We start from the raw sequence: 24,919 nt of genomic DNA, 5'->3' as shown, positions 1-24,919 counted from the left end.
GACTCTTTCCATGTTGAAAAAAGCAGGCTTGACCCTGGCCGTCCTCGGCGCGCTGGTGACTTCGTTCAGCGCTCGAGCGCTGGAGCCATTGCGGGTTGCCGCCGACCCGGTGCCCCACGCGCAGATTCTGGCGTACATCCAGAAACTCGATCCGCAGCTCAACCTCAAGGTGATCGAAATCCCGCAGGGCGTGAACTCCAACGAGTTGCTGGTGCACGGCGATGTGGACGCCAACTACTTCCAGCATCTGCCGTACCTGCAATCCCAGGAAAAGGCTCTCGGCGAAAAACTCGCGGTGGCCGCCACGGTGCACATCGAACCGCTGGGCATCTATTCCCATCGCCACAAAACCTTCGCCCAGGTGCCGGACAAAGGCACGGTCGCCGTGCCCAACAATGTCACCAACCTGAGCCGCGCGCTGTACCTGTTGCAGGACAACGGCCTGATCAAGCTCAAGCCTGGCTTCAATGACCCGGCGGCCGATCAGGCGACACCGAAGGACATCGCCGAAAATCCGAAACAGCTGAAGATCCTCGAAATCGAATCGCCGCAACTGCCCCGCGCACTGGACGACGTCGACCTGGCGGTGATCAACGGCAACTACGCGCTGGAAGCCGGGCTGGTGCCGGCCAGGGATGCGCTGGGGCTGGAGAAGGCCGAGCACAACCCGTACGCCAATATTCTGGTGACCACGCCGAAACTGGAAAACGATCCACGCATTCAGCAACTGGCCAAGGACCTGACCTCGCCGCAAGTCGCCAAGTACATCGCCGAGAACTTCAAGGGCTCGGTGATCCCGGTGGCGGATGCCAAGCCATGATCGTCGTCGAGCAGTTGAGCAAGACCTATCCGTCAGCGTCGAGCCCGGCGCTGGATCAGGTGTCGCTGAGCATTCCCGATGGCGCGATCTACGGGATTCTCGGGCGCAGCGGCGCGGGTAAATCAACGTTGCTGCGTTGCCTCAATCTGCTCGAACGCCCGGATGCCGGGCGGATTCTGCTGGACGGCGAAGACCTCACGGCGCTGTCCGACCGTGAGTTGCGCCGCCAGCGTCAGCGCATCGGCATGATCTTTCAGGGCTTCAACCTGCTGCATTCGCGCAACGTGTTCGACAACGTCGCGGTGCCGCTGGAAATCGCCAAGGTTGCCAAGCCACAGCGTTATGAACGGGTTCGGGAACTGCTGGAGCTGGTGGGCCTGAGCGACAAGGCCGAAGCCTTTCCGTCGCAACTGTCCGGTGGGCAGAAGCAGCGGGTCGGGATCGCCCGGGCCTTGGCGGCGCGGCCGGCGTATCTGCTGTCGGACGAAGCCACCAGCGCCCTCGACCCGGAAACCACCGCGTCGATTCTGGAGCTGTTGCGCGACATCAACCGCCAGCTCGGTTTGACCATCGTCCTGATCACCCACGAGCTGGATGTGGTCAAGTCGATCTGCGATCACGCCGCGTCCATGGCCAACGGGAAACTGGTGGAGGCGGGGCCAGTCGCTCGATTGCTCGCCGATCCGCAGTCCGCCCTCGGCGCCTCACTGCGCCCCAGTTGCGGCTTGCCGCTGGGGCATGACGCGCCCGGTTTGAGCTTTCTGCGGCAATACGGCGTACGGGCGGCCCACTCATGAACCGCGTGATCGACTGGAATGAAATCCTGCAACTGGTGCTCAACGCTACCGGCGAAACCCTGTACATGGTGCTGCTCGCCGGGTTGTTCACGTTACTGATCGGTTTGCCGCTGGGGGTGTTGCTGTTCATCAGTCGCCGTCAGGGTCTTTATCCGTTGCCGAGGCTCAATCAGGCCTTGGGCGCGGTGATCAACCTCGGTCGTTCGCTGCCGTTCGTGGTGATGCTGATTGCCCTGATCCCGCTGACCCGGCTGGTGGTCGGCACTACGTTGGGCAGCACTGCCGCCGTGGTGCCGATCACCATCGGCGCCTTTCCGTTTTTTGCGCGGATCGTCGAGAACGCTTTGGACGAAGTCGAAAAGGGCCGGATCGAAGCGATCCTCGCCATGGGCGGTGACATCCGCCACGTGATTTTCAAAGTGCTGTTGCCCGAAGCGCTGCCGGCCTTGCTGGCGGGCATCACCCTGACGCTGGTGATGCTGATCGGTTTTTCTTCCATGGCCGGGGTGATCGGGGGCGGTGGACTGGGCGATCTGGCGATCCGCTACGGCTATCAACGATTCAACAATGAAGTGATGGTCGCCACCGTCGTGGTGTTGGTCATCCTCGTCCAGGGTGTGCAAAGCCTGGGCGATCGACTGGTGCGTTCACTGGCTCATCGACGTTAAGGAATTTTATGAGTGCGCCTGTCGCCGTGGTCTCCGAGCCACTGATTCGTGTACGTGAACTGAGCAAGACCTTTGGCTCGAACCGGGCGCTGGACCGGGTCAGCCTGGATATTTTTCCCGCTGAAGTGGTGGCGCTGCTCGGCGCCAACGGTGCGGGCAAGTCGACGCTGGTAAAGATCCTCGCCGGCAGTCAGGCCCACGATGGCGGCGAGATCCGGATCGATGGCCAACCCCGGCATTTCAGTTCGCCGCTGTCGGCGCGCCGCTTCGGCATCGTCGCGGTTCATCAGCAGATCAACGAGGGCATCGCGCCCGGATTGAGCGTGGCGGAAAACCTGCTGCTCGATGAACTGTGCCGCCCCGACGCTGACTTCTGGCTCAACCGCAAACGCCTGCTGGAACGCGCCGCGAGTATCGCTGCGGGGCTCGGTCTGGTGCTGCCGCTGGAGCAACCGATCGAACACCTCGGCCAGGCCGAGCGGCAACTGGTGGTGCTGGCCCGCGCCTTTGCCCTGCAACCGCGCCTGCTGATTCTCGACGAGCCGACAGCGGCCCTGTCGGATGCCGAAGCGCAGCGCCTGTTCGGGCTGATCGACACCTTGCGCAGCCGTGGCGTGGCGATTCTGTACATCTCTCATCGGCTGTCCGATCTGCAACGGGTGGCCGACCGCGCCGTGGTATTGCGCGACGGGCAACTGGCCGGTGAGTTCAGTGCCCGGCAATTGCCAGAGGCACTGGAAGCGATGCTTGGTCAGGCGCTGGAGGCTCACGTCTACACACCGCGAGCGGCGGGGCGCGAAGTGCTGAAACTGCGCGGCGTGACAGTCCTGCCGCGCACCCGTGCCTTTGATTTGTCCTTGCACGGAAACGAAGTGGTGGTGCTGACCGGATTGCTCGGCGCCGGCAAAAGCGAGATCGCCGAAGTGCTGTTCGGGCTGCGCAAAACATTGTCCGGTTCTCTGCAACTGGACGGCATCGATTGGCAACCGGGCTCGCCCCGCCAGGCGATCCAGAGTGGCGTGTTCTTCGCCGCCGAGGATCGCGTGAGCCAATCGCTGGTGGCGGACTTTTCATTGCGCCGAACCCTGACCTTGCCGTTCCTCGAACGCTTCACCCGTGGCGGTTTCATCCGCAACCGTGCCGAAGCGGCGGCGGTGGAGGCGCAAGTCGCAGCGCTGGGAATCAAGACCGCCGGCATCGATGTGCCGATGAGTGCGTTGTCCGGCGGCAATCAGCAAAAAGTCGTGCTCGGCCGCTGGTTGCTTGGCGAGGGCAGAGTGTTGATTCTCGACGAGCCGTTTCAGGGCGTCGATGTGCGTGCCCGGCGCGAGATCGGCCAGTTGTTGCGCGACAGCGCCGCTGGCCGCGCCACGCTGGTGATCTGCTCGGACGTCGATGAAGCGCTGGAGATCGCCGACCGGATTCTGCTGGTGCGCGATCACGCGGTGGTGGCCGAGTACCCGCGTGCCGGGCTGGATCGCGCCACCCTGGTCGCCGCGCTGGCTGGCAACGATCCGCAAAATTCTATTGTTCACGCCGCGCCAAGGAGTAGAGCGAGTGCCTGATTCGAGTTCCCTGTTGTCATCCGCCCTGGCGCCGTCCGAGCGCTTCGTGCAAGCGCTGATCCGCTATGGCCTGCTGTGGGTGCTGGCGTTGATCGTGGTGTTTTTCAGTGTCGCGGAACCGGCGTTCCTGCGCGTTGGCAACCTGTTCAGCATTCTGCAGTCGGTGTCGATTGTCGCGCTGCTGGCCTTGGGCGTGACGCTGACCATGGCCGTGGGCGGGCTGGATTTGTCGATCGGCGCGGTGGCGGCCATGAGCCTGATGATCGCCAGTTACGTGATGGTGGTGCTCGGCTGGGGTGCGGTGCCGGCGGTGCTGATCAGCCTGGCCGGTGGCGCACTGGTCGGGCTGCTCAACGGCTGGCTGATCGTGAAGATGCGCGTGCCGGACATTCTCGCGACGCTCGGCAGCATGTTCCTGGTGATCGGCGTGCAACTGATTCCCACGGGTGGTCGTTCGATTGCGGTGGGCATGACCCTGCCCAATGGTGACGAAGCAGAAGGTTCGTTCAGTGCGGTGTTTCTGGCGCTGGGTCGCGGACGGCTGTGGGACATCGTGCCGATTCCGGTGTTGATCACGGCGGTGGTTGCGGTGGCGGTGTGGCTGTTTCTCGAGCGCACGCGCATCGGCCGGTTGTTCTATGCGATTGGCGGCAACGAGCAGGCGGCGCGTCTGGCTGGTGCGCCGGTGCAGCGCTTCAAGTTGCTGGCTTATGTGCTCTCGGCGCTGCTGGCCTCGCTGGGCGGTTTGTTGCTGGCGGCGCGATTGGGGCGCGGTGATGTCAGCTCCGGCAACGGTCTGGTGCTCGATGCACTGGGCGCTGCGCTGATCGGTTTTGCCGTGCTCGGGGCGAAGAAGCCCAACGCGTTCGGCACGCTGGTCGGCGCGTTGCTGGTGGCTTCGTTGCTCAACGGCCTGACCATGCTCAACGCGCCGTATTACGCGCAGGATTTCGTCAAGGGACTGGTGCTGGTGCTGGCCCTGATGTTCACCTTCGGCCTCGCGCATCGGGCGCGCTGAGCCGGTTCATTGATGCTTCAAGGAAAGATCCATGCACGGTTCAATCAAGCAGTTCGCACGTCATTGCCTCGCCGGGGCGTTGCTCTCGGCACTGGCCTTCAATGCGCAGGCCAAGGCCTTGCCCGGCGCACCGGCGCCGTTCGATAAAGGTCAGGTACAGATCGCGCTGGTGGGCTATCTGTTCTCCGGGGATTTCCCTGAAGCCTATCTGCGCGGGGTGGAGAAACAGACCGAAGCGCTGGGCGCCAACCTGCGGGTGTTTGACGCGCGGCAGCAGGCGGCGAGCCAGGGCGAGATGATCGATCAGGCCGCCGATCTCGGTGTCGACGGGATCATCGTGCAACTGGGGCTGGCGGAAACCCTCAAAGGGCCGATTGAGCGGGCGCTGGCCAAAGGCATCAAGGTCGTCGCATTCGACGTCGACCTGAACACGCCGCAAGTGACTCAGGTCGAGCAGGATCACCACGCACTGGCGCGGCTGGCACTCGATCAAGCGCTCAAGGACAACGGCACCCGCTTCGACGCCGGGTATGTCTACATCAGCGGCTTCACGCCGATGGAGCGCCGCGACGAGATCTGGAGCCAGGTCAAGGCGAGCAATCCGGGGATCATCGAGAAGGCGCGCTTCGGCACGCTCAATCCGCCGATTGCCAACTCGGTGGCGGATCAGGCCAGCGCCGTGTTGCGGGCCAATCCGGGGATCAGTGTGATCTTCGCGCCGTTCGACGAATTCGCCAAAGGCGCGAAGATCGCCGTCGATGAGGCGGGGCTGAGCCGCAAGGTGAAGATCTACAGCGCCGATATTTCCACTGCCGACATCCAGATCATGAAAGAACCGGACAGCGCCTGGGCCGCCACCGCTGCGGTCAATCCGCAAGTGGCCGGGGCGATCAGCGTGCGCAGTCTGGCGATGCTGATTGCCGGGGAAAATCCGGGGCATAAGGTGCTGGTGCCGCCGACTCTCATTACCCGTCAGCAACTGCTGGATCTGGACGTGAAAAACGTGCGCGACCTTGGGCAGAAACTGCCGGCCTTCGGTGACACCGCCAACGTCGCGCGGTCGCCGTGGATTCCCGTGGCGAACTGAGGAGCCGACATGCACGACAAGGCTGCGCGTCTGCGCAAGAGCCGTTCGCCGAAAGCCGATGTGGCGTTGGGCGAACGGCTGCCACCGGGGCAGGTGCTGACCGAGCGTTTCCCGATCCTGCACGAAGGCGAGGTGCCGGCCTATGACCTGGCGACGTGGTCGCTGCGCCTGTTCGGCACTTTGGCCAACCCGGTCGAGCTGACCTACGCCGATCTGCAAGCGCTGCCGCAACGCTCGTTGCAATGCGACATTCATTGCGTGACACGCTGGTCGAAGTTCGACACCCGCTGGAGCGGCGTGCACCTGCAAGACCTGTTGCAGGCCCTGGACATTCGGCCGACATCGTCCTTCGTCATGGCCCACGCCGATCACGGTTACCAGACCAACCTGCATCTCGATGACCTGCTGCACCCGGACAGCCTGCTGGCCACCCATTACGACGGTCAGCCGCTGACCGCGCAACACGGTTGGCCACTGCGGCTGGTGGTGGCGGGGCGGTATTTCTGGAAAAGCGCGAAATGGCTGCGCGGGCTCGAGTTCACCGATCAGGAACAACCGGGCTTCTGGGAGCGCAACGGCTTTCATTTGCACGCCGATCCGTTCATTGAGCAGCGCTTCAGCGGCGACGCGCTGGACATTGCCGAAGATGCCTGGCGGGAAAAGGACTTCGACTGACGGCCTCTAACTTCGCACCGAAAAAACACAGATTAATAACGCTCTCTACAACAACGTGGAGTGCGTTTTCGTGCGTGATTAGTTGTTGGTTAGTTGGGTGTTCATGTTGTTGCGCAAACACAAGTGTTGCTCAGGCAACACTCCGTTCGTCGGGCATAACCTAAGCGTTATTGGTTCTTTTGCGGCGTGCGACCGCTCGTCTAGCATCGGTAAACAGGGGGTTCTACTAACTTTGGGGTTCTTGCGCTCTAACAGCCGATAGTTGTTCAACACACCTGGCTGCCTTTCTGAATATCAAAACTACAGCAGAAATTGCCGTGCGCTGATTGCCGACACTTCATGATTCGGCAGCGGCCGGTTATTAACTGCGATTCAAGGAGCTGTCGCATGATTCACCGTTCGCGTTCATTACTCGCCATCGCTGTTGTCAGTGCAATCTGGCAACTTCCTGCGCAAGCTGAAGAGACTTCCGCGCGCGTCGACGATGACACCCGGCTGGGCACCGTGCTGGTCACCGGGACCCGGGGCACCGCTCGCACGGTGCTGGATTCGCCGGTGCCGGTGGATGTGCTGACCGCCGAGGACCTGAAGACCGCCGGCGCCAGTGGCGGCGAGCTGGGCCAGGCGTTGCAGACGCTGTTGCCGTCGTTCAGTTTTCCGCGCCAGTCCAACTCCGGCGGCGCCGACCATGTGCGTGCCGCGCAGCTGCGTGGGATGAGCCCGGATCAGGTGCTGGTGTTGGTCAACGGCAAGCGCCGCCACACGTCGGCAGTGGTCAATGACTCGTCGAAAATCGGTCGCGGCACGGCGCCGGTGGACTTCAACTCGATCCCGATCAGCGCGATCAAACGCATCGAAGTACTTCGCGACGGTGCCGGTGCGCAGTATGGCTCCGACGCGATTGCCGGGGTGATCAACATCATCCTCGACGACGCCCCCGAAGGCGGCGAAGTCTCCACCAGCTACGGCGCCTACCACACCCATCAGGACGCGATCGGCAAAACCACCACCGACGGCCAGAACAGCGTGACCACCGCCAAGATCGGTACGCGGCTGGGCGAGGAGGGCGGCTTCATTCGCGGCGGTACCGAGTACAAGGATCGCAACCCGACCAACCGCGCCGGCTACGACGGCTTCGCCGACACCCCGGGCCAGCGCAACTATGTGATGGGTGACGGCGTGGCGCGGGACGTCAACGCCTGGTTCAACGGCGAATTGCCGCTGGCCGGCGGCAAGGCCTACAGCTTCGGCACCTACAACGAACGTCACACCACCGGCGCCGAGTTCTATCGCTACCCGTCCGAGCAGCCGCAGTTCTACCCCAACGGCTACCTGCCGCAATCGCTGGGTGACAACACCGACATCTCCGCCACCGCCGGTTACAAGGGCCTGATCGGCGACGACTGGGATTTCGACAGCAGCGTCACCCACGGTCGCAACCGCTTCGAATCGGCAACCCGTCGCACCCTCAACTTCAGCCTCGGCGCGGACTCGCCGACCCGCTTCGACACCGGCGATTACGAGTTGCGCCAGACCACCACCAACCTGGATTTCAGCCGTGAATTGCGCCTCGGCGGCCGCTCGTTCGTGCTGGCGGTGGGCGGTGAATATCGCTACGAAAACTACCTGACCTTTGCTGGAGATGAAGCCTCTTACATCGGTTCGGGGGCCGATGGCGCCAACGGCCTGCGCCCGAGTGAAGAGTCGGATCTGGACCGCAACGTGTTCGGCACCTACGCCGAATTGTCCGGTGATCTCACCGACCGTTTCTTCGTCGATGCCGCCACGCGCTGGGAACATTATGACGACGCCGGCAGCAAACTCACCGGCAAGCTCAGCGGTCGCTACAAACTGACCGATCAATGGGCGTTGCGCGGTGCGGTGTCGAATAACTTCCGCGCGCCGTCGCTGGCCCAGAGCGGTTTCCAGAACACCACCAGCAACTTCGGCGACGGCGGCACGCTCACCGACATCCGCGTGCTGTCGGTCAACGACCCGATTGCCCGTGCCCTGGGCGCGGAAAAACTCGATCCGGAAACCTCGAAGAACTTCAGCCTCGGCCTGACGTTCCAGTTGAACGAGCGCTTCGACGCGTCGCTCGACGTGTTCCGTATCGACGTCAAGGACCGCATCACCCTGTCCCAGCGAATCGGCAGCGACGCGCTGGAAAGCTACATCAATGACAACTTCGGCGTGGCAGGCGTGCACGACGTCAACTTCTTCACCAACGCCGCTGACACCAGCACCGACGGCGCCGAACTGGTGCTCAACTACCATCAGCCGTTCTACGACGGGCAACTGGGCCTGACCACCGCGTACACCTACAACCACACCAAGGTCACCAGCACCAAGGGCACGCCGTCGCAACTGACCGCCTTAGGGATCGGCAACGACGCGCTGGTCGGGGTCGAAGAACGCAACACCCTGACCGACGCCGCGCCCAAGGATCGCTTCGTGTTTTCCGCCAACTGGACCAGCGAACACTGGGGCCTGCTCGGGCGTCTGACCCGTCAGGGCGAAACCACTCGGGTGTTCGATTTCGGCGACTCGCAGCCTGAGCAAACCTACGGCGCGGTATGGCAACTGGACGCCGAGGTGACCTACAAATTCACCCCGAAATTCAGCATCGCCCTGGGTGGCAACAACCTGACCGACAACTACCCGGAACGCTCGGGTTCGGCCATCAACTACGGCGGCAACCTGCCGTACGACGTGCTCTCGCCGATCGGCACCAACGGCGCTTATTACTACGCCACCGCCACTTACGGCTTCTGAGTCTTTTCCGCCATGGATGGCGGATCATCAGCGGGAACCTTCATGACTCAAACCAATGGCCCCAAGCGGCACCTGCCGGTGTTCCAGGCATTGCTGATCACGCTGGGCATGGTCATCACCACCGATATTCTCAAAACCGCGCCGACCGTTGCCTTGAACGTCGGGCCGGAACATTTCTATTGGGTCTGGGTGCTCGGCGGATTGGCGTCGATGGCCGGGGCCTTGTGCTTTGCCGAGATGGCCACCGCGTTCCCGCATCCGGGCGGTGACTATCATTTCCTGCGCACCGCTTACGGCGAGCGCATGGGTTTCCTGTTTGCCTGGTCGCGATTCTCGGTGATGCACACCGGGTGGATCGCGTTGTCGGCGTTCATGTTTGCCGACTACTTCAATGCGGTCGTGCCGTTGGGGCATTACGGATCGGGAGTGTTTGCCGGTGCGATCATTGCCGCGTTGGTGCTGTTGAATCTGACGGGCAAGCACATTGGTTTCATGACTCAGACTGTGTTGGTCGGGCTGCTTGCTCTCGGGTTTCTGAGCATCGCCAGCGCCGGGGTCTGGCTGGCGTGGCAAGGGATCGAACCCGCGCTGCCCAGCGATCCGGTGGTGCCCGAACACACTGGCGCGGCAGGGTTTTCTGCGGCGATGATCTTCGTGTTTCTGGCCTTCGGCGGTTGGAGTGATGCGGCGACATTGTCTGCCGAAGTGCGCGACGGTCGACGCGGCATTTTCATTGCCATGCTCGGTGCGCTGACGGTGCTGATGGCGATCTATCTGGCGCTGAACTGGGCGTTTGTCCAAGGGCTGGGATTCGAAGGTCTGGCCGCGAGCAACGCGCCGGCGGTGGAACTGTTGAACCGCGCCTTCGGTGCTCCGGGCGTATTGCTGATTCTGTTGATGGTCGGCATCGCGGCCATCGCCACCATCAACTCGACCTTGATGGTCGGCGCCCGCACCACCTACGCCGCCGCCCGTGATGTGCCGCAACTGCGCCGTTTCGGCGAATGGGACGAACGCGACGGCGTGCCGCGCAAGGCGTTGCTGGCCGAGGGGGCGGTGGCGTTGTTGCTGGTGCTGTTTGGCAGTTTTACCCAGAGCGGTTTCAACACCATGGTTGAGTATCTGACGCCGGTGTATTGGTTGTTTCTGAGTCTGAGCAGCCTGGCGTTGATTATTCTGCGCAGGCGCTTTCCTGAGGTGCCCCGGCCGGTGAGGGTGCCGCTTTATCCGGTTTTGCCGCTGTTGTTTTTCGGGTTGTGCGTTTACATGCTGTATTCCAGCGTGACAGTGGTGGGGTTGGGGGCGTTTCTGGGGATCGGGGTGTTGGTGGTTGGCGCGTTGTTGCTGGCCGGGTTGAGCCGCCTGGTGTCGACACCTCGGCAGGCTCTGCAAAAGACCTCGGATCAGAAGGACACCACCGCCGGCTGCGACAACCGCAGCACCGACAAATCCCCCGTAATCCGCTTGTAAGCCAAACGAATCGCCTCAATGTCACTCTCACGTTTCGCGCTGCTCTCGTGCAGGATCACAATCACCTTGGTCGCCAGCCGCTCGGGTACTTTCGCGTCATGGTCTTTCCACTGCCCATACGCATCCAACACGCTGAACCCGTCCGGGAACCGCGTCGTCACTTCCTGATCGAGAAACTCGCGCCAGCGCGCCGGGCTCACCACACCTTCCTTGCCTTCCAGCGGCCCCACCGAGAAATACAACTCGGTGCGCACCCACTGCGCCTGCGCCGGCCGCGTGGCATCGCCCTGCAGGGTCGAACTGGCGGGATCTTTGGTATGCACGGAAACCGGAGGAGGGCTGGCACACCCGGCGACCGCCAGGAACAGTGCTGCCAGTAGTAAACGTTGCGGCATGGAACTTCCTTATTGTTAAGAACTGTCCCGAATTATAGAGGGGACGGTTAATAGCAATAAAAGATTAAAAAATGGATCGCTACTGAACTAATGGAATAAGCAAACACAGTGAAAATAATGCCCGCTGGTTAGAACGATTATTTCTTTAAGTTATTTGCTTGGCGTTGGATCGCATATCTATTGCATTCAAAAACCTGCTCCCGCATTTGCCGGATCTGTCATGGCGTCTACTCTGCTGCTGCAACGGTTCAAGTCGCACGGAACGCTGCACTTGAAGCGTTTGAACAGCAGTTTTTGCTGCTCGATGGACAGCTTGTTGCGGATTTCCCAATCCTTAGAATCCGCTCCATCAACTTCTCATCCAGTTCTTAATCCTCAGGGAGCTACACCATGATGAACGCCATGCAGATGCAAATGCCGATGAACGCCAACATGCCGATGATGCCGAGGACGGGCATGCCGATGATGATGGCGACCATGAGCTGCGACATGATGGACGACGGCATGATGTGCAAGATGATGCCGGCCGCTGGCATGGACATGGCCATGTTCAAGAACAGCGCGCAAATGATGCAGATGATGATGGACTGCGGCATGCCGATGATGATGCATTGCGGCAACATGAGCATGATGTGCATGTCGCCGGCGGCCATGGCCATGCCGATGATGAACATGATGATGCCGATGCCGATGATGGGCATGCCGATGCCATCGATGAAGTGCGTGATGGAATGCACCATGATGGCCGACTGCATGATGTGCAAAATCATGCCGATGCCGGGCATGAACATGGACATGATGAAAAACTGCTGCGCCCTGATGATGAAAATGATGAACGACTGCAGCATGCCGATGATGATGAGCTGCAACGGCATGCCGATGATGTGCTGCACCTGCTGATTTCCGCCAGTGCATGAAAAAGCCCGACCGGGGAATTCCCGGTCGGGCTTTTTCATGTCTGTCTGTTTGTCAGTCCAGGCGTTCGGGGTAGGTCACCACCAGGTACGCCACCGCTTCACTGTCGGCAGGGTTGCGATAACGATGGGGCTGGTCGGCGTAGAACAGGATCGAGTCGCCTGTCGACAGCAGATAACGCTCGTCGTTGACGCTGATCTCCAGCACGCCCTGAGCCACCACCAGGTTTTCCTGCACGCCCGGGCCGTGGCCCTCGGATTGATCCTCGCCCAGCGGGCTCAGGCGCAGTTCATAGAATTCCGACTGGCGCGCCACATCAAATGGGAATAGCGCACGGCTGACAAAGGCACCGCTGGCGCTGACCAGCCGCTTGCTCTGGCTCGCCGACAACACGGCCACGCCTTCAAACGCGCGATGTTCGAGAAACGCCGCCACCGACACCTTCAAACCCTTGGCGATTTTGCATAGCACCTTGATCGACGGCACGCTGCGCCCGGATTCGATCTGCGCCAGCATCGCCCGGCTCACGCCGCACTGGCGGGCGAGGGCATCGAGCGACAGATGCCGCTTGCCGCGCAGGCGTTGCAGGTTCTGCGCGACGCGTTCACAGATCGGGTCTTCTTCCAGGGATTCGAGGTTGTTCAGGTCCAGCACAGGTTCATCGGCGCTCGCCAGAAAGCGCGAGGGTTCACGCGCGTTCACGCTTGACGCGTCTCGCTGGAACGAGCGGCCTGCACCCACTGCCAAGCCTGATAACCGGCATTGCGCGCATACATTTCCCACATCAGCCGGGCCTGTTGCTGGGCGTGGCGGCGTTTGCGGTAGACGGCGAAGTCGATCAGGTTGTCGGTCGGTTTCATGGCGCACTTCACTGTGTTCAATGACGGGATGAGGTGAGAGTACGCCGAGATTTTTATAACGATAAATACTGATTGTTTATTTATTAATTCAATTGGGTTCTATATGAAATGATTGGCGCGCCGACGCAACCGGCGCGCCAATCCTTCATTTGCTGGCGTTCAACACAATCCGGTACCGCGCCTTGCCGCTGCGCAGATGATCAACAGCCTCATTGACCTTGCTCATCGGAAATTCCTCGACCTGCGGCAGGATCTGATGCCGCGCGCAGAACTCCAGCATGGTCGCCGCCGTGGCGGGCGAGCCGACCGGAGAGGCTGACAGGGATTTCTGTTGAGGGATGAGGTTGAACACGTGAACCGGAATCGCGTCGGGCACGATGCCGACGAAGTGCAGCCGGCCCTTGCCGCGCAGGGTGGCAAGCATCGCCGTCCAGTCGAGGTTGGCGTTGGCGGTGATCAGCAGAAAATCGAGGGTGCCGGCAATCGCTTTCAGCGCGTCGCTGTCGGTGGAGGCGACGACCTTGTGGGCGCCGAGGCGCTTGGCTTCGTCCTGTTTGCTCAGGGAAGAGGTGAACGCGGTAACGTCGCATCCCCAGGCATTGAGAAAACGCAGCGCCAGGTGCCCGAGGCCGCCGATGCCCACCACGCCGACCCGGTCGGTCGGCTTGATGTCGAATTCCACCAGCGGATTGAAGACCGTGGAGCCGGCGCAGAACAGCGGGCCGGCGAGGGCCGGGTCGAGGTTGTCCGGAAGCTTCAGCGCCCAGGCCCAGTGAGTGCGCAGTCGATCGGCGAAACCGCCATGGCTGCCGATGATCGTCGGTTTGGCGGTGGCACAAAGGTGATGGGAACCGCCGATGCAGGACGAGCAATGCATGCAACTGCCCTTGTACCAGCCGATCCCCACGCGCTGACCGACCTCCAGACCACGTACCTGCGGGCCTGTGCGCACGATGCGGCCGACCACTTCATGGCCGGGAATGAACGGGTATTGGCTGATGCCCCAGTCGTTGTCGATCAGTGACTGGTCGGAGTGGCAGACGCCGCAATATTCCACGGCGACTTCGACTTCCTCATCCCCCAGCGGGCCAGGGTCGTAACTGAAGCGCTCCAGCGGCGCGCCGGCCGAGGTGGCGGCCCAGCCGGTGAATGTCGTGGGTTCGGTGTTATTGCTCATGAGACACCTCCAGATCTGGCGCTGCGGGCGCAGCCTGAAGAGTCTAGCGTGTCATCGAGCGGGCGCTAGCCAGGTGTTAAGCACGCGCCGGTCGAGTTCTTCCCAGTCCGCCATGCCCAAAACGCGCGTGGTGTTCAGGCCGCGCAAATAGCCGCGCAGCTGATAGGCGACGGCCCGCACTGATTCGGAGTCGGCAACGTTCTGGCCCAGGACCGTTTCGTATTCGACAAGGTATTCCGCCACGCGGTCGCGGAATTCGGGCACGACCGCATCGCGGATCAGATCAAAGGTTCGCACGGGTAATCCTCATCTGTTTTCGTTGTGATTGAGTGTGCCGCAGTCTGCACGCCGCGCAACTATTGGTTCAAGTAATAGTGACCATCAAGAAACGCAAGTTCTGCTTTGGCACCGATGGGCGGAAAATCGCCTCCATCGAACACACCGCTGAAGGAATTGCGCGATGAAGACTTTGAACCGACTGGCTGTAGTCGCCCTGCTGATGGGCGGGGTGGCCGCTACCGTAGCCCCGGCTTATGCAGACGACGCCAAGTCGTGCCATTTTCTGCCCGTCGCCGCCAGCAGCGCCGCGTTGCAGCACTCGCAAACCGTCGGTGTGCTGTACAGCGAAAACACCCTGGACAACCTGCAATACCTCGAGCGTTACCACGACGTGGCGGTGAACGGAGCCAGGAATGCGCTCGATGCGCGGATCCGTGACGCCTTCGTCGACAGCTCCGACCCGGAGCTGGCCATCGACTGGCTGATGAGTTCGCTGCAACAACAGTTTCTCTCGGTGACCGTCTACGACAGCCTTGATGCGCTGGTACAGGCTCATCCGGACGTGGTGGTGATGCTCGACACCCACAACCGTCTGCTGACCCAACGCAACAGCCAGGTCGAAGCGCGGTTCGCCGCACGCTTCTATAACGCCAACCTGCAATACATCGGCAAGGCCGAGGGCGCGGTGGAGAAGCAACTGCCGTCGGTGTGGGTACACAACAAGGCAGCGCCCGAAATCGCTGCAGGGATCGAACAGCAACGCGATCTGCAACTGAGTGCCTTGAAGCAGTTCGATGACTCGCTCAAAGCCCTGGTGAGTGCAGGCTGAACACCCAAATCAAAAACGGCAACGGCAGTGCCCGTGACACTGAACGTTGCCGAAGAACCGAACCGTTTATTTTCAGGATTTTATCCATGCGTACCTTTTTTATCCCTGCCATGGCTTCTGCCACTTTGCTGCTGACCGCTTGCGCCTCTGCGCCGAACGATCCGACGCTGACCTTGCAGACGCACAAGACGCCCGCCCAGTACGCCGAATGCGTGGTGCCGAAACTGCAGGGCAGTGCGCTGAATCCGACCGTGTCGCAGACCCAGCGCAGCTACCGGATCGTGGTGGCAAGCAAAGTCGCAGCGGACAACGTGCTGGAGGCCTACAAGGCACAGGACGGTGGGAAGGTGTTTTTGTATGAGCGCCACTTGCTGGCGTCGAGTTTCATGCCGTCGAGTTTTGAACGGGCTGCTCAGGAGTGCCTGTAACGCCTGACGGTTAACGCTTTTGACGATGCTCCTTTGGTTGGCCGCAACCAACCAATTCCTTTGCCCCGCACCTTGCGGGGCTTTTTTTGCCCGGCGTTTGGCGCAGCCGGCGCTACGCTGGATAGCGGAAAAGGTTTTCGGGAGTACAAGGATATGAAGAAGGACAGCAGCGGCGCGGCGACCGAGAATCCCTCTGTGCTGATCGACGCAAGAATCAAGGAACTGAACGACTGGCGCGGCCAGAAGCTGGCCGAGATCCGCGCGATCATTCATGAAGCGGACCCGGAGGTCGTCGAAGAGTGGAAGTGGCGCGGCGTTCCGGTCTGGTCGCACAACGGCATCATCTGCACCGGGGAAACCTACAAGGCCGTGGTGAAAATGACCTTCGCCAAAGGCGCGGCGCTGGAGGATCCGTCAGGACTGTTCAACGCCAGCCTGGAGGGCAATACCCGGCGGGCGATTGATATTCACGAAGACGACAAAATAGATGCAAAAGCTCTGAAAACGCTGGTGCGTTCGGCGATTACGTTGAATTCAAAGAAGTGATTTGCCGTTGAGGCAGAGGTGAAACGGAGGAGGGTGAAACGAGGAAGAAAATGGCAGGGGCGGCTGGATTCGAACCAACGCATGGCAGGATCAAAACCTGCTGCCTTACCGCTTGGCGACGCCCCTGTAGCTATTGGTTTCAGTCCCGGGAGGACCTCTGCAACAGTGGGCGGCACTTTACCAGCGCTCTTGCGATCTGTGAACCCCTGAAACCAATAAATTTCAGGGAAAACAGCTACTTATTTCCCGGACGGTATCGCCGGTCAGGTTTTTCGGGCTTTTCAGCGATTGCCAAGAAAACCGGCGCGACCGCTGTAGCCCGAAAACCTGGCAAAGACCTGCCTCGATGAACCGATCAGTTGCCGTCTGCAACCTTGCGTTCGATTTCGTCGACCTTGCGTTGCAACTCCTCAGCGTCCTGCTCCTTGGTGCGGGTCGACGAGGGCGTGATGACCTCATCCACGCCGCGGGTCTTGTCGTCCGGGTCCTCAAGATCGCGTTTCACCACATCGACCGGTTTGCCGGACGTATCCGTGGCTGGGGCTTTGCTGTCGTTGTTCATGGCACTGACCTCCGTTGGGTTAAACGTTGGATGCAGCGCCATGGAGCGAGTTCGAGTTTTTTGATGGCATTCAGGTCGGCGGCACAAACCAGCAATGAAAGCCTCGGTGGTATTCTGCGCAAACTGCATGCTATCAGCGGAAATATATTGTCCATGAACACGAATCGTGACCAATTTCCCTTGCCCGAAGACCTTAAGGTGTTCCTCACCGTCATCCGCAAGAACAGCTTTGCCAGCGCCGCCGACGAGTTGGGCTTCTCACCGGCCTACGTCAGCAAGCGCATCTCGGTGCTGGAAACCACGCTGGCGACCAAGCTGTTGCACCGCACCACCCGGCGCATCGCGCTGACCGACGATGGCGAGCGGGTGCGGATCTGGGCGGAGAAACTGCTGGGGGATTTCGATCAGTTTCTCGGCGAGATTTCCCAGGCCCGGCACCAGCCGGCGGGGTCGCTGCACATTTGCAGCAGCTTCGGTTTCGGCCGCAATCATGTGGCGCCGGCGATCAGCCAGTTGTCCCGCGCGTGCCCGAAACTCGACATTCGGCTCGACGTGTTCGACCGGGTGGTCGATCTGGTGGGCGAGGGCTTCGACCTGGAAATCCTCGTCGGCGATGATCTGCCGGGCCAGCATCTGGCGCGCAAACTGGTGAGCAACCGGCGCGTGCTGTGCGCCACGCCGGAATACCTCGAACGCCGGGGCACGCCGCAATCCCTTGAAGATCTGAAAGACCACGATTGTCTGGTGCTCAAGGAGCGTAACAACGCGTTCGGCATCTGGACCCTGAGCAAGGACGGCCAGGAAGAAACGGTGCGAGTGAATGGTCCGTTGTCCTCCAACAGTGGCGAGATCGTGCTGGAGTGGGCCTTGAGCGGCGGCGGGATTCTGTTGCGCTCGATGTGGGACGTCAAACCGATGCTCGAGCAGGGCAGGCTGGTGCAGGTGCTGGACGGCTACACCCAGAGCGCCAACGTCTGGGCGGTCTATCCGACCCGGCTCAGCGAGTCGGCGAAATTGCGGGTGTGCGTGGAGTTTCTGGAAGAGTACTTCCGCGATTTGTCCGTGGAATGAAAACGGGCGGTTCAGTGAACCGCCCGTTTTTTTGCCATCAAGCCAGCCAGGGATTGTCCGCCAGATGCCGTGCCTCAAAGGCGCGGATCTGCTCGGTGCGTTGCAGCGTGGTGCCGATGGCGTCCAGTCCCAGCAGCAGCGATTGTTTGCGCAACTGATCGATCTCGAAGCCGATCAGCGTGCCGTCCGCCAGCTCGATGGTTTGCTGTGCCAGGTTCACGCTGATTCGCGCGGTTTCCGGGACGCTGATCGCCTCGGCCACGCGCTTGAACTGCGCGTCGCCCAGCTGAATCGCCAGCACGCCATTGCGCTGGCAGTTGTCGTAGAAAATCCCGGCGAACGTGGTGCCGATCAAGGCCCGGATGCCGACTTGCTTCAAGCCCCACACCGCATGCTCGCGGCTGGAGCCGCAGCCGAAGTTGGGGCCGGTCACCAGAAACGCCGCGTCCTGCCAAGCCGGTTGGTTGAGCACGAATTCAGGGTTGGGTTCGCCTGAAGCGAGAAAGCGCAGATCGAAGAACAGCCCGCGATCCAGCCCCTGACGATCGATGCCCTTGAGAAACTGCTTGGGCATGATCACGTCGGTGTCGATGTTGGATGCAAGAAACGGCGCTGCGCTGCCGCTGACGGTGTCGAAAGGTTGCATGGTTCAAGCCTCCAGCGCGACGGTACGCACGTCAGTCAAATGGCCGCTGATGGCGGCGGCGGCGACCATCGCCGGGCTCATCAGGTGGGTGCGCGCACCGGCGCCCTGACGGCCTTCGAAGTTGCGATTGGTGCTCGACGCACAGCGATCACCCGGCGCGAGCACGTCGTCGTTCATCGCCAGACACATCGAGCAGCCCGATTGCCGCCACTCGAAACCGGCGTCGAGAAAAATCTGCGCCAGGCCTTCGTCCTCGGCCTGATTGCGCACCAGGGTTGAGCCGGGAACGATCATCGCCCGCACGTGGGCCGCCACACGCTTGCCGCGCACCACCCGGGCGACCTCACGCAAATCTTCGATCCGCGCATTGGTGCAGGAACCGATGAAGGCATGGCTGATCGTCACTTCGTTCAGCGGCATGCCGGGTGTCAGGCCCATGTAATCGAGGGCGCGCTGCAGTCCTTGACGCAGGATTGGATCGGGCTGGGCGGCCGGGTCCGGCACGTGCCCTTTGATCGGTGAGGCCTGATCGGGGCTGGTGCCCCAGGTCACCATCGGCTCCAGCGCGGCAACATCGAGGATGACTTCGCGATCAAACACCGCGCCCTCGTCGCTGTGCAGGGTTTTCCAGCGCTCGACGGCCTGCTCCCAGACCTTGCCCTTGGGCGCACGCGGCTTGTGTTGCAGGTAGGCGAACACCTTGTCGTCCGGTGCCATGAACGCACCCCGGGCGCCGGCCTCGACGGCCATGTTGCAGATAGTCATGCGCGCCTCGACGCTGAGGGCGCTGATGGCCGGGCCGGTGAATTCGATGGCGTAACCGGTGGCACCAGACGCACCGATCTTCTCGATCAGCGCCATGATGACGTCCTTGGACGTAACACCTGCGCCCAGCTCACCGTTGACCGTCACCCGCAGGGTTTGCAGGCGTTTGTAGACCAAAGTCTGCGTCGCCAGCAGGTGTTCGATTTCCGAAGTGCCGATACCGAAACCGAAGGCGCCCAGTGCGCCGTAAGTGGTGGTGTGGCTGTCACCGGCCGCGACCACCATGCCCGGCAAAATGAAGCCTTGTTCCGGCGCCACGACGTGTTCGATGCCCTGGCGCTTGTCCAGCACATCGAACAGCTCGATGCCGAAGTCGCGGCAGTTTTCTTCGAAGTACGACACCTGGCGCGCACCCCCGGCGTCGGGCATGGTCGCGATGCGTTTCGGTGCGGTGGGGTTCACATGATCGACCACCGCCAGCGTCGCCGCAGGCCGCCACACCGTGCGCCCGGCCTCGCGCAGGCCGCTGAAGGCTTGCGGGCTGGTGTATTCGTTGGCGACCTGGCGGTCGATGTAAAGCAGCACGTGGCCCTGATCGTCGAGGGTGCAGACGGTGTGACTGTCGATGTGCTTCTGGTACAGCGTTCTCGGGCTGGGCATGGCTTGCGCTCTTTTCTGTCCGGGGCAAAAACAACATGAGGACAGAATATTGATCGCGGAAACGGCATCAAGAGCGCTTCAGTGAAGCCGTTGAACACGGATTGTGAGCAATTGCCGCAAGCCTACGCCCGTGTCTCCTCCGGCAACCTGGCAATCACCTTGATCTCGAACTGAAACCCATACAGCCACGTCACGCCGACCGCCGTAATGGTCGGATGCGGCGCCTCGCCCCAGAACTCGGGCACCACTTCCCAGATGGTTTCGAAGGTCGATTGCGGGTCGACCATGAATACCGTCACGTCCACCACGTCATCGAAACTGCCGCCGGCCGCGCCGAGGATCGCATTGAGATTGGTGAAGGCCAGTCGCACCTGTTGTTGCAGATCCGGCTCCGGCGAGCCGTCCTCAAGGCTGCCGACCTGGCCTGAGACAAACAGAAAACCGTTGGAACGAACCGCCGGGGAATAACGGTTGCGCTCGTAAAGCGCATGGCGTCCGGGCGGGAAAACCACGTCGCGTTTTGGCTGAACATTAGTCATGGGGAGTCTCCTTCAATGAGTTGAAAACCTGCGATGGAGAAACTTTAGGGACTTGCCTCGGCGTGATAAACGCGCAACCTTGGCGTTCACTGTTTGCAAATCCCAAACAATCGAGCCGCTAACAGAGGTGGTGTATGGACCGTTTTGACGCGATGCAAGCCTTCGCCCGGGTGGTGGAGGCGGGGAGTTTCACCAAAGCCGCCGAGACGTTGCACATGAGCAAGACCACCGTGACCCAGCTCGTCCAGCAACTGGAGGCGCGGCTGCGAGTGAAGTTGCTCAATCGCACCACGCGCAAGGTCAACGCCACGGCGGACGGCGCGGCCTATTACGAGCGGGTGATCAAGTTGCTGGCGGACATGGACGACGCCGAGACCAGCCTTCCCGGCGCCGCAGCCCAGCCCAAGGGGCGCTTGCGGATCGATGTGCCCAGCCCTTTGGCCAATCTGATTCTGGTGCCGGCGCTGCCCGAGTTCTGCGTGCGTTACCCGGAGATCCAGATCGACATGGGCGTCAGCGACCGGATCGTCGACATCATCGATGAAAACGTCGATTGCGTTATCCGTGGCGGCGAGCTGCGGGATCAGTCGCTGATGGCCCGGAAGGTGGCGGATCTTCAACTTGGCGTGTACGCCGCGCCGAGTTACCTGGCCCGCGCCGGCACCCCGATGCATCCCCGGGAGCTGGAAGACAGCCATCATCGGGTGGTCGGTTTCCTTTGGGCGCGCACTGGCAGGCCAGTGCCTTATACCTTGCGCAATGCCACGGAGAACCTGCTGATCAAGGGCCGGCATGTTCTGGCAGTCGATGATGGCAACGCCTATCTGGCCGCAGGCCTTGCCGGTCTGGGTGTGCTCTGGCTGCCGCGCTACATGTCGGCGGTGCACGAGGCCCGCGGTGAGTTGGTGGCGCTGTTCGAGGGTTGGGCGCTTGAACCGATGCCGCTGTACGTTGCGTACCCGCCGAACCGGCATATCAGCCAAAAGCTGCGGGTATTTATCGATTGGATCGTGGAATTGATGGCCACGCATGCCAATGGCGCGGAACTTGCTGGCGGCGCTCTCGGACTGTCAAAAAAATAGCGAATAACGGCAATCACAAAAGTCGACAGTCTGGATGCACCGCTATTCACCCCAGGAGCGTCACTCGCAATGAATATGTACATCGATATTGTCGGCGCGTGCAATTTGAGCTGCCCTTCGTGTCCGATGGGTAACTCGGAAAACGTCAACTTCAAGAAAGCCATGCAAGTTGACATGTTCAGGAAGATCGTCGAGAAGGCCCGCAGCGAAGGGGTCGAGGCGATTTTTCTGTATAACTGGACCGAGCCGTTGATCCACCCGCGAATCGGCGAGTTTGTCGAAATCATCAACGCGGCCGGTCTGCGCAGCGGTATCAGTTCCAACCTGAATCTGGCGAAAAACATGGAGACGGCGATGCTCGCCAATCCATGGTTCTTCCGTATCTCGCTGTCCGGGTTTTATCAGCAGACGTACGAACAGGGACACGTGGGCGGCGATATTGAAGTCGTCAAGGCCAACATGATCAAACTGCATGAGCTCAAGCAGCAACATGGCTTGAACACGCGGATCGAGGTCTATTACCACCGCTACCTGGACAACATGGAAGAAGAAGGGCTGATGCGCGAATTCAGCCAGAGCCTGGGCTTCCAGTTCTCGACCGGCTATTCAGTGATGATGCCGCTGGAGAAGACGCTGGCGCTGATCGAGCGCGACCCGTCGGTGACCGATACTGATCGCGAGACCCTGCAGCGACTCGCGCTGCCACCCTACGACGATCTGGTCAATCTGGTCCGCCAGTACCCTCAGCAGGCCTGCACGCTCAAGGATGACTGGCTGGTGCTCGACTGCAATGGCAACACCATCCTGTGTTGTTCGATTTTCAATCAGACCGAATATCAGGTCGGCAAATACCTGGACATGCCGCTGGCGCAACTGACCGAACGCAAGTCCACCCAGTCGAACTGCATCGACATGTGCAATCGCTGCGCGAACAACGGATTGCACATCTACTCGGCACACTCCAATCGGGGACCGCTGGAAAGTCACGCCGTCAACCGGATCATCGATTTCCAGCGGCGCACTATCATGGGGGCGCCGGTCGAGAGCGACAAGCTTGGGCGCAATGGCGAAGTCAGTGCCGAGAACTTCGACGAAGCGCAATACCTGCATATGAATCAGGACGTCAGGAATGCGATTTCCACGGGTGCGTTCACCAGCGGTTATCAGCATTACGTACTGTTCGGTCGACTGGAAGGCCGGCTCGGCGCAGGTCATTTCACGGCGGTCTGAACCTGCGGATCGGGTTCTGCCAGCTGAGTTGTCAGCCATTGACTGAAGCATCGCGCCATCGGGTCGTTCTCGCTGTCGCGGTGCGTCAGCATCGCCCAGTTCGGGCCGCGAATGGTTTGCTCCACCAGTGGCTGCAACAGCCCGTTTTGTTGCGCCTGCCGGCTGAGCAGCTGACTGACCAGCGCAATCCCCAGACCTGAACACGCCGCATCCAGCAGCAAGCCGGGATCAGAGAAATTCAAACCTTGATCCTGCTGGCCGACATCGATTCCCGACTCCACCGCCCAATGGCTCCAGTCCATTTCCCGCTCGCCGTGCAGCGTGGTCCGCTGCGCGCTCGGCACGCTTAACAAGCTCGGATGACACGCGGGGTAGAGGCGGTCGGCATGCAGCACCTTGAAGCTGCATTCAGCCTGCGAACTGATGTCGTCGCGCACCGCCAGATCGATGGTCTGGGTCGCCATGTCCGGCACTTCATCGGTGCTGAAAATCCACAGATCCACCTTCGGATGCTGACGGCGGAAATCCCCCAGCCGTGGCAGCAACCAGTGCCGGGCAAACGCCGGCGTGGTGTTGAGCACCAGTTGATTGGGTTTCTGGTACTGCCCCAGCCGCCGGATGCCCACCGACAGTTGCTGCAGCATGGCCTGGGTGGTGCTGAGCAGATCGTGGCCGGCGTCGGTCAGGCTGACACTGCGCCCGCTGCGGAAAAACAGCGGCTGTTCCAGGTACGCCTCAAGGCTGCGGATCTGCTGGCTGATGGCCGATTGCGTGAGGCTCAGTTCCTCGGCGGCCTTGTGAAAACTGCCCAGCCTTGCGGCGGCTTCGAAGCCGCGCAACGAGCTGAGGGGTGGCCAGTGTTTCAGCATGATCGATAAGTTCCTCTAATCAGTTTTCCGCAAAATCCATCGTTTGTTTGCCCTTCAGGCCGCCATTAGCATGCACGTCAACGCCGCCAAGGCTGTTTTCATTGAACACAATGGCTTAACTCAAAGGGCTTTTTACCATGCAGCAGAACAAAAACAACAACAGCGGTTGGATGATGCCGGCAGAGTGGGTGACGCATGCGGCGACCTGGATGGTCTGGCCCCACAATCAGGCCCTGTGGGAGTCGGGCTGGGGCGTGACCTTGCCGTTGGTGCAGGAAGATTTCGCCCGCGTCGCCAACGCCATCGCCCGGTTCGAACCGGTGAAAATGGTCGTCGATCCGTCGGCCATCGCCCGTGCCAAAGCCTTGTGCGGGCCGAACATCGAACTGATTCCGCTGGCGGTCAACGACAGCTGGTGCCGCGACTCCGGCCCGAGCTTCGTCGTTCATGCGGAGCAAGGTCTGGCCGGGGTGAGCTGGCGTTTCAACGCGTGGGGCGGCAAGTCGGCCCATGATCTGGACGAAAGCCTGGCCCGCCGCGTGCTCAATCACTTGGGCGGCGAGTGCTTCGGCACGGCGCTGAGTAACGAGGGCGGCGCGATTCACGTGGACGGCGAGGGCACGTTGATCACCACCGAATCGGTGCTGCTCAACCCCAACCGCAATCCCGGCGTGAGCAAGGCCGAGATGGAGGAGATCTTCAGCCGCCTGCTCGGCGTGAAGAAAACCATCTGGCTGCCGGGCGATCCGGATTACGTCACCGGCGACATGACCGACGGCCACGTCGATGGCGTCTGCGCCTTCGCCCGTCCCGGCGTGTTGCTGGTGGACGCGACGCACGATCGCAGCTCGGTGTATGCCGAAGTCGTGCGGGAAAACCGTCGCGCACTGGAACTGGCCACCGACACCCGGGGCCGCAAGTTCGAACTGATCGAACTGTATGAAGCCACCGATGCAGTGGACACCGAAGCCGAAGTGTTCTGCGCCTCGTACACCAACTTTTACATCGCCAACGGCGCGATCATCATGCCGGCGTACGGCATCGAGGCCGACCATGTCGCGGCAGAAACCTTGGCCAAGGCATTCCCGGGGCGCGAAGTGGTGCCGGTGCAGATCAATCACCTGGCCCATGGCGGCGGCGGTGTGCACTGCATCACCCAGCAACAGCCAGCCTGGCCGGTGGAGGGTTGAT

Annotated in this window: 27 protein-coding genes and 1 tRNA gene; 17 read left to right on the top strand and 11 right to left on the bottom strand. The window is 61.3% G+C overall.

What is annotated here, in order from left to right; translation table 11 throughout:
* Window positions 1-10 precede the first annotated feature (10 nt).
* The 9 genes from CAF80_RS08980 (at window position 11) to CAF80_RS08940 (ending at window position 10,875) form a co-directional block, all read left to right on the top strand.
* The gene (locus tag CAF80_RS08980; protein ID WP_074690779.1) at window positions 11-820 is read left to right on the top strand and encodes a MetQ/NlpA family ABC transporter substrate-binding protein; all 810 of its coding nucleotides are present in this window, start codon (window positions 11-13) and stop codon (window positions 818-820) included.
* Window positions 817-1,617: a methionine ABC transporter ATP-binding protein gene (locus tag CAF80_RS08975; RefSeq protein ID WP_085667204.1), complete on the top strand. Its 801-nt coding sequence runs from the start codon at window positions 817-819 to the stop codon at window positions 1,615-1,617. The genes CAF80_RS08980 and CAF80_RS08975 overlap by 4 nt, the downstream gene beginning before the upstream one ends.
* Window positions 1,614-2,285, top strand: coding sequence for a methionine ABC transporter permease (locus CAF80_RS08970; protein WP_074690781.1), 672 nt, complete (start codon window positions 1,614-1,616; stop codon window positions 2,283-2,285). The genes CAF80_RS08975 and CAF80_RS08970 overlap by 4 nt, the downstream gene beginning before the upstream one ends.
* Window positions 2,286-2,293: 8 nt before the next feature.
* The gene (locus CAF80_RS08965; RefSeq protein WP_085667203.1) at window positions 2,294-3,850 is read left to right on the top strand and encodes a sugar ABC transporter ATP-binding protein; all 1,557 of its coding nucleotides are present in this window, start codon (window positions 2,294-2,296) and stop codon (window positions 3,848-3,850) included.
* Window positions 3,843-4,868 carry an ABC transporter permease gene (locus CAF80_RS08960; RefSeq protein WP_085667202.1) on the top strand — a complete coding sequence of 342 codons (1,026 nt, stop codon included), beginning with the start codon at window positions 3,843-3,845 and terminating at the stop codon, window positions 4,866-4,868. The genes CAF80_RS08965 and CAF80_RS08960 overlap by 8 nt, the downstream gene beginning before the upstream one ends.
* Before the next feature lie 31 nt (window positions 4,869-4,899).
* Window positions 4,900-5,955: a substrate-binding domain-containing protein gene (locus CAF80_RS08955; RefSeq protein WP_074690784.1), complete on the top strand. Its 1,056-nt coding sequence runs from the start codon at window positions 4,900-4,902 to the stop codon at window positions 5,953-5,955.
* Between the two features lie 9 nt (window positions 5,956-5,964).
* Window positions 5,965-6,630 carry a sulfite oxidase-like oxidoreductase gene (locus tag CAF80_RS08950; RefSeq protein ID WP_085667201.1) on the top strand — a complete coding sequence of 222 codons (666 nt, stop codon included), beginning with the start codon at window positions 5,965-5,967 and terminating at the stop codon, window positions 6,628-6,630.
* 387 nt (window positions 6,631-7,017) lie between these two features.
* Window positions 7,018-9,405, top strand: coding sequence for a TonB-dependent siderophore receptor (locus tag CAF80_RS08945; protein ID WP_085667200.1), 2,388 nt, complete (start codon window positions 7,018-7,020; stop codon window positions 9,403-9,405).
* Window positions 9,406-9,447: 42 nt separating this feature from the next.
* Window positions 9,448-10,875 (top strand): APC family permease, encoded by a 1,428-nt coding sequence (locus CAF80_RS08940; RefSeq protein WP_256578124.1) that lies wholly within the window; start codon window positions 9,448-9,450, stop codon window positions 10,873-10,875.
* Here CAF80_RS08940 and CAF80_RS08935 read toward each other — a convergent pair.
* Window positions 10,809-11,270 (bottom strand): DUF3574 domain-containing protein, encoded by a 462-nt coding sequence (locus tag CAF80_RS08935; RefSeq protein ID WP_085667199.1) that lies wholly within the window; start codon window positions 11,268-11,270, stop codon window positions 10,809-10,811. The two genes, CAF80_RS08940 and CAF80_RS08935, sit on opposite strands and share 67 nt — an antisense overlap.
* A 390-nt stretch (window positions 11,271-11,660) precedes the next feature.
* Between CAF80_RS08935 and CAF80_RS29065 the strand changes: the two genes are divergently transcribed.
* Window positions 11,661-12,170, top strand: coding sequence for a hypothetical protein (locus CAF80_RS29065; RefSeq protein ID WP_085667198.1), 510 nt, complete (start codon window positions 11,661-11,663; stop codon window positions 12,168-12,170).
* A gap of 69 nt (window positions 12,171-12,239) precedes the next feature.
* Here CAF80_RS29065 and CAF80_RS08925 read toward each other — a convergent pair whose 3' ends face one another.
* From CAF80_RS08925 to CAF80_RS08915, 4 genes are all read right to left on the bottom strand, one after another.
* Window positions 12,240-12,830, bottom strand: a complete 591-nt coding sequence (locus CAF80_RS08925) for a helix-turn-helix domain-containing protein (RefSeq protein ID WP_165369529.1) — start codon at window positions 12,828-12,830, stop codon at window positions 12,240-12,242.
* Window positions 12,831-12,883: 53 nt separating this feature from the next.
* A complete protein-coding gene (locus CAF80_RS28850; RefSeq protein ID WP_170928274.1) occupies window positions 12,884-13,045 on the bottom strand; it encodes a hypothetical protein in 162 nt (53 codons plus the stop codon).
* A 145-nt stretch (window positions 13,046-13,190) separates the two neighbouring features.
* Window positions 13,191-14,222, bottom strand: a complete 1,032-nt coding sequence (locus CAF80_RS08920; protein ID WP_085667197.1) for an NAD(P)-dependent alcohol dehydrogenase — start codon at window positions 14,220-14,222, stop codon at window positions 13,191-13,193.
* A 51-nt stretch (window positions 14,223-14,273) separates the two neighbouring features.
* Window positions 14,274-14,519 (bottom strand): hypothetical protein, encoded by a 246-nt coding sequence (locus CAF80_RS08915; RefSeq protein WP_039773074.1) that lies wholly within the window; start codon window positions 14,517-14,519, stop codon window positions 14,274-14,276.
* A 163-nt stretch (window positions 14,520-14,682) separates the two neighbouring features.
* Between CAF80_RS08915 and CAF80_RS08910 the strand changes: the two genes are divergently transcribed.
* From CAF80_RS08910 to CAF80_RS08900, 3 genes are all read left to right on the top strand, one after another.
* Window positions 14,683-15,330 (top strand): hypothetical protein, encoded by a 648-nt coding sequence (locus tag CAF80_RS08910; protein WP_039773075.1) that lies wholly within the window; start codon window positions 14,683-14,685, stop codon window positions 15,328-15,330.
* Between the two features lie 86 nt (window positions 15,331-15,416).
* On the top strand, window positions 15,417-15,758 hold the full coding sequence (locus tag CAF80_RS08905; RefSeq protein ID WP_039773076.1) for a hypothetical protein: 342 nt from the start codon (window positions 15,417-15,419) through the stop codon (window positions 15,756-15,758).
* Window positions 15,759-15,911: 153 nt separating this feature from the next.
* Window positions 15,912-16,304 (top strand): DUF1801 domain-containing protein, encoded by a 393-nt coding sequence (locus tag CAF80_RS08900; protein WP_085611866.1) that lies wholly within the window; start codon window positions 15,912-15,914, stop codon window positions 16,302-16,304.
* Between the two features lie 51 nt (window positions 16,305-16,355).
* On the opposite strand, the gene CAF80_RS08895 is transcribed toward CAF80_RS08900, so the two are convergent.
* Both CAF80_RS08895 and CAF80_RS08890 read right to left on the bottom strand, forming a co-directional pair.
* Window positions 16,356-16,430: transfer RNA gene (locus CAF80_RS08895), tRNA-Gln, on the bottom strand.
* A gap of 229 nt (window positions 16,431-16,659) precedes the next feature.
* On the bottom strand, window positions 16,660-16,866 hold the full coding sequence (locus tag CAF80_RS08890; protein WP_039773079.1) for a hypothetical protein: 207 nt from the start codon (window positions 16,864-16,866) through the stop codon (window positions 16,660-16,662).
* A gap of 153 nt (window positions 16,867-17,019) precedes the next feature.
* Here CAF80_RS08890 and CAF80_RS08885 point away from each other — a divergent pair, with 153 nt between their 5' ends.
* On the top strand, window positions 17,020-17,937 hold the full coding sequence (locus CAF80_RS08885; RefSeq protein WP_039773187.1) for a LysR substrate-binding domain-containing protein: 918 nt from the start codon (window positions 17,020-17,022) through the stop codon (window positions 17,935-17,937).
* Window positions 17,938-17,974: 37 nt separating this feature from the next.
* On the opposite strand, the gene leuD is transcribed toward CAF80_RS08885, so the two are convergent.
* From leuD to CAF80_RS08870, 3 genes are all read right to left on the bottom strand, one after another.
* Window positions 17,975-18,583 (bottom strand): 3-isopropylmalate dehydratase small subunit, encoded by a 609-nt coding sequence (leuD, locus tag CAF80_RS08880; protein ID WP_039773080.1) that lies wholly within the window; start codon window positions 18,581-18,583, stop codon window positions 17,975-17,977.
* A 3-nt stretch (window positions 18,584-18,586) separates the two neighbouring features.
* Window positions 18,587-20,008: a 3-isopropylmalate dehydratase large subunit gene (gene leuC / locus CAF80_RS08875; protein WP_085667196.1), complete on the bottom strand. Its 1,422-nt coding sequence runs from the start codon at window positions 20,006-20,008 to the stop codon at window positions 18,587-18,589.
* 122 nt (window positions 20,009-20,130) lie between these two features.
* The gene (locus CAF80_RS08870) at window positions 20,131-20,547 is read right to left on the bottom strand and encodes a RidA family protein (protein ID WP_074690794.1); all 417 of its coding nucleotides are present in this window, start codon (window positions 20,545-20,547) and stop codon (window positions 20,131-20,133) included.
* A 134-nt stretch (window positions 20,548-20,681) separates the two neighbouring features.
* Here CAF80_RS08870 and CAF80_RS08865 point away from each other — a divergent pair, with 134 nt between their 5' ends.
* Both CAF80_RS08865 and CAF80_RS08860 read left to right on the top strand, forming a co-directional pair.
* The gene (locus tag CAF80_RS08865; protein WP_085667195.1) at window positions 20,682-21,629 is read left to right on the top strand and encodes a LysR family transcriptional regulator; all 948 of its coding nucleotides are present in this window, start codon (window positions 20,682-20,684) and stop codon (window positions 21,627-21,629) included.
* Between the two features lie 69 nt (window positions 21,630-21,698).
* Window positions 21,699-22,859 carry a radical SAM protein gene (locus CAF80_RS08860; protein WP_074690795.1) on the top strand — a complete coding sequence of 387 codons (1,161 nt, stop codon included), beginning with the start codon at window positions 21,699-21,701 and terminating at the stop codon, window positions 22,857-22,859.
* On the opposite strand, the gene CAF80_RS08855 is transcribed toward CAF80_RS08860, so the two are convergent.
* Window positions 22,841-23,728 carry a LysR substrate-binding domain-containing protein gene (locus CAF80_RS08855; RefSeq protein ID WP_039773090.1) on the bottom strand — a complete coding sequence of 296 codons (888 nt, stop codon included), beginning with the start codon at window positions 23,726-23,728 and terminating at the stop codon, window positions 22,841-22,843. The two genes, CAF80_RS08860 and CAF80_RS08855, sit on opposite strands and share 19 nt — an antisense overlap.
* 137 nt (window positions 23,729-23,865) lie before the next feature.
* On the opposite strand from CAF80_RS08855, the gene CAF80_RS08850 reads away from it, so the two are divergent.
* Window positions 23,866-24,918, top strand: a complete 1,053-nt coding sequence (locus CAF80_RS08850; RefSeq protein WP_085667194.1) for an agmatine/peptidylarginine deiminase — start codon at window positions 23,866-23,868, stop codon at window positions 24,916-24,918.
* Window position 24,919 lies beyond the last annotated feature (1 nt).

It is taken from the genome of Pseudomonas sp. B34(2017), assembly GCF_002112915.1.
Lineage (GTDB): Bacteria > Pseudomonadota > Gammaproteobacteria > Pseudomonadales > Pseudomonadaceae > Aquipseudomonas > Aquipseudomonas pharyngis.
Note: the sequence above shows the minus strand (reverse complement) of the source record. Positions and strands in the feature narration are given on the sequence as shown.

Bases quoted from the DNA above. Each gene is read 5' to 3' on its own strand.
- CAF80_RS08980 (WP_074690779.1), top strand. From the start codon at position 11: ATGTTGAAAAAAGCAGGCTTGACCCTGGCCGTCCTCGGCGCGCTGGTG.
- CAF80_RS08975 (WP_085667204.1), top strand. From the start codon at position 817: ATGATCGTCGTCGAGCAGTTGAGCAAGACCTATCCGTCAGCGTCGAGC.
- CAF80_RS08970 (WP_074690781.1), top strand. From the start codon at position 1,614: ATGAACCGCGTGATCGACTGGAATGAAATCCTGCAACTGGTGCTCAAC.
- CAF80_RS08965 (WP_085667203.1), top strand. From the start codon at position 2,294: ATGAGTGCGCCTGTCGCCGTGGTCTCCGAGCCACTGATTCGTGTACGT.
- CAF80_RS08955 (WP_074690784.1), top strand. From the start codon at position 4,900: ATGCACGGTTCAATCAAGCAGTTCGCACGTCATTGCCTCGCCGGGGCG.
- CAF80_RS08950 (WP_085667201.1), top strand. From the start codon at position 5,965: ATGCACGACAAGGCTGCGCGTCTGCGCAAGAGCCGTTCGCCGAAAGCC.
- CAF80_RS08945 (WP_085667200.1), top strand. From the start codon at position 7,018: ATGATTCACCGTTCGCGTTCATTACTCGCCATCGCTGTTGTCAGTGCA.
- CAF80_RS08940 (WP_256578124.1), top strand. From the start codon at position 9,448: ATGACTCAAACCAATGGCCCCAAGCGGCACCTGCCGGTGTTCCAGGCA.
- CAF80_RS08935 (WP_085667199.1), bottom strand. From the start codon at position 11,270: ATGCCGCAACGTTTACTACTGGCAGCACTGTTCCTGGCGGTCGCCGGG.
- CAF80_RS29065 (WP_085667198.1), top strand. From the start codon at position 11,661: ATGATGAACGCCATGCAGATGCAAATGCCGATGAACGCCAACATGCCG.
- CAF80_RS28850 (WP_170928274.1), bottom strand. From the start codon at position 13,045: ATGAAACCGACCGACAACCTGATCGACTTCGCCGTCTACCGCAAACGC.
- CAF80_RS08920 (WP_085667197.1), bottom strand. From the start codon at position 14,222: ATGAGCAATAACACCGAACCCACGACATTCACCGGCTGGGCCGCCACC.
- CAF80_RS08910 (WP_039773075.1), top strand. From the start codon at position 14,683: ATGAAGACTTTGAACCGACTGGCTGTAGTCGCCCTGCTGATGGGCGGG.
- CAF80_RS08905 (WP_039773076.1), top strand. From the start codon at position 15,417: ATGCGTACCTTTTTTATCCCTGCCATGGCTTCTGCCACTTTGCTGCTG.
- CAF80_RS08900 (WP_085611866.1), top strand. From the start codon at position 15,912: ATGAAGAAGGACAGCAGCGGCGCGGCGACCGAGAATCCCTCTGTGCTG.
- CAF80_RS08890 (WP_039773079.1), bottom strand. From the start codon at position 16,866: ATGAACAACGACAGCAAAGCCCCAGCCACGGATACGTCCGGCAAACCG.
- CAF80_RS08885 (WP_039773187.1), top strand. From the start codon at position 17,020: ATGAACACGAATCGTGACCAATTTCCCTTGCCCGAAGACCTTAAGGTG.
- leuD (WP_039773080.1), bottom strand. From the start codon at position 18,583: ATGCAACCTTTCGACACCGTCAGCGGCAGCGCAGCGCCGTTTCTTGCA.
- leuC (WP_085667196.1), bottom strand. From the start codon at position 20,008: ATGCCCAGCCCGAGAACGCTGTACCAGAAGCACATCGACAGTCACACC.
- CAF80_RS08870 (WP_074690794.1), bottom strand. From the start codon at position 20,547: ATGACTAATGTTCAGCCAAAACGCGACGTGGTTTTCCCGCCCGGACGC.
- CAF80_RS08865 (WP_085667195.1), top strand. From the start codon at position 20,682: ATGGACCGTTTTGACGCGATGCAAGCCTTCGCCCGGGTGGTGGAGGCG.
- CAF80_RS08860 (WP_074690795.1), top strand. From the start codon at position 21,699: ATGAATATGTACATCGATATTGTCGGCGCGTGCAATTTGAGCTGCCCT.
- CAF80_RS08855 (WP_039773090.1), bottom strand. From the start codon at position 23,728: ATGCTGAAACACTGGCCACCCCTCAGCTCGTTGCGCGGCTTCGAAGCC.
- CAF80_RS08850 (WP_085667194.1), top strand. From the start codon at position 23,866: ATGCAGCAGAACAAAAACAACAACAGCGGTTGGATGATGCCGGCAGAG.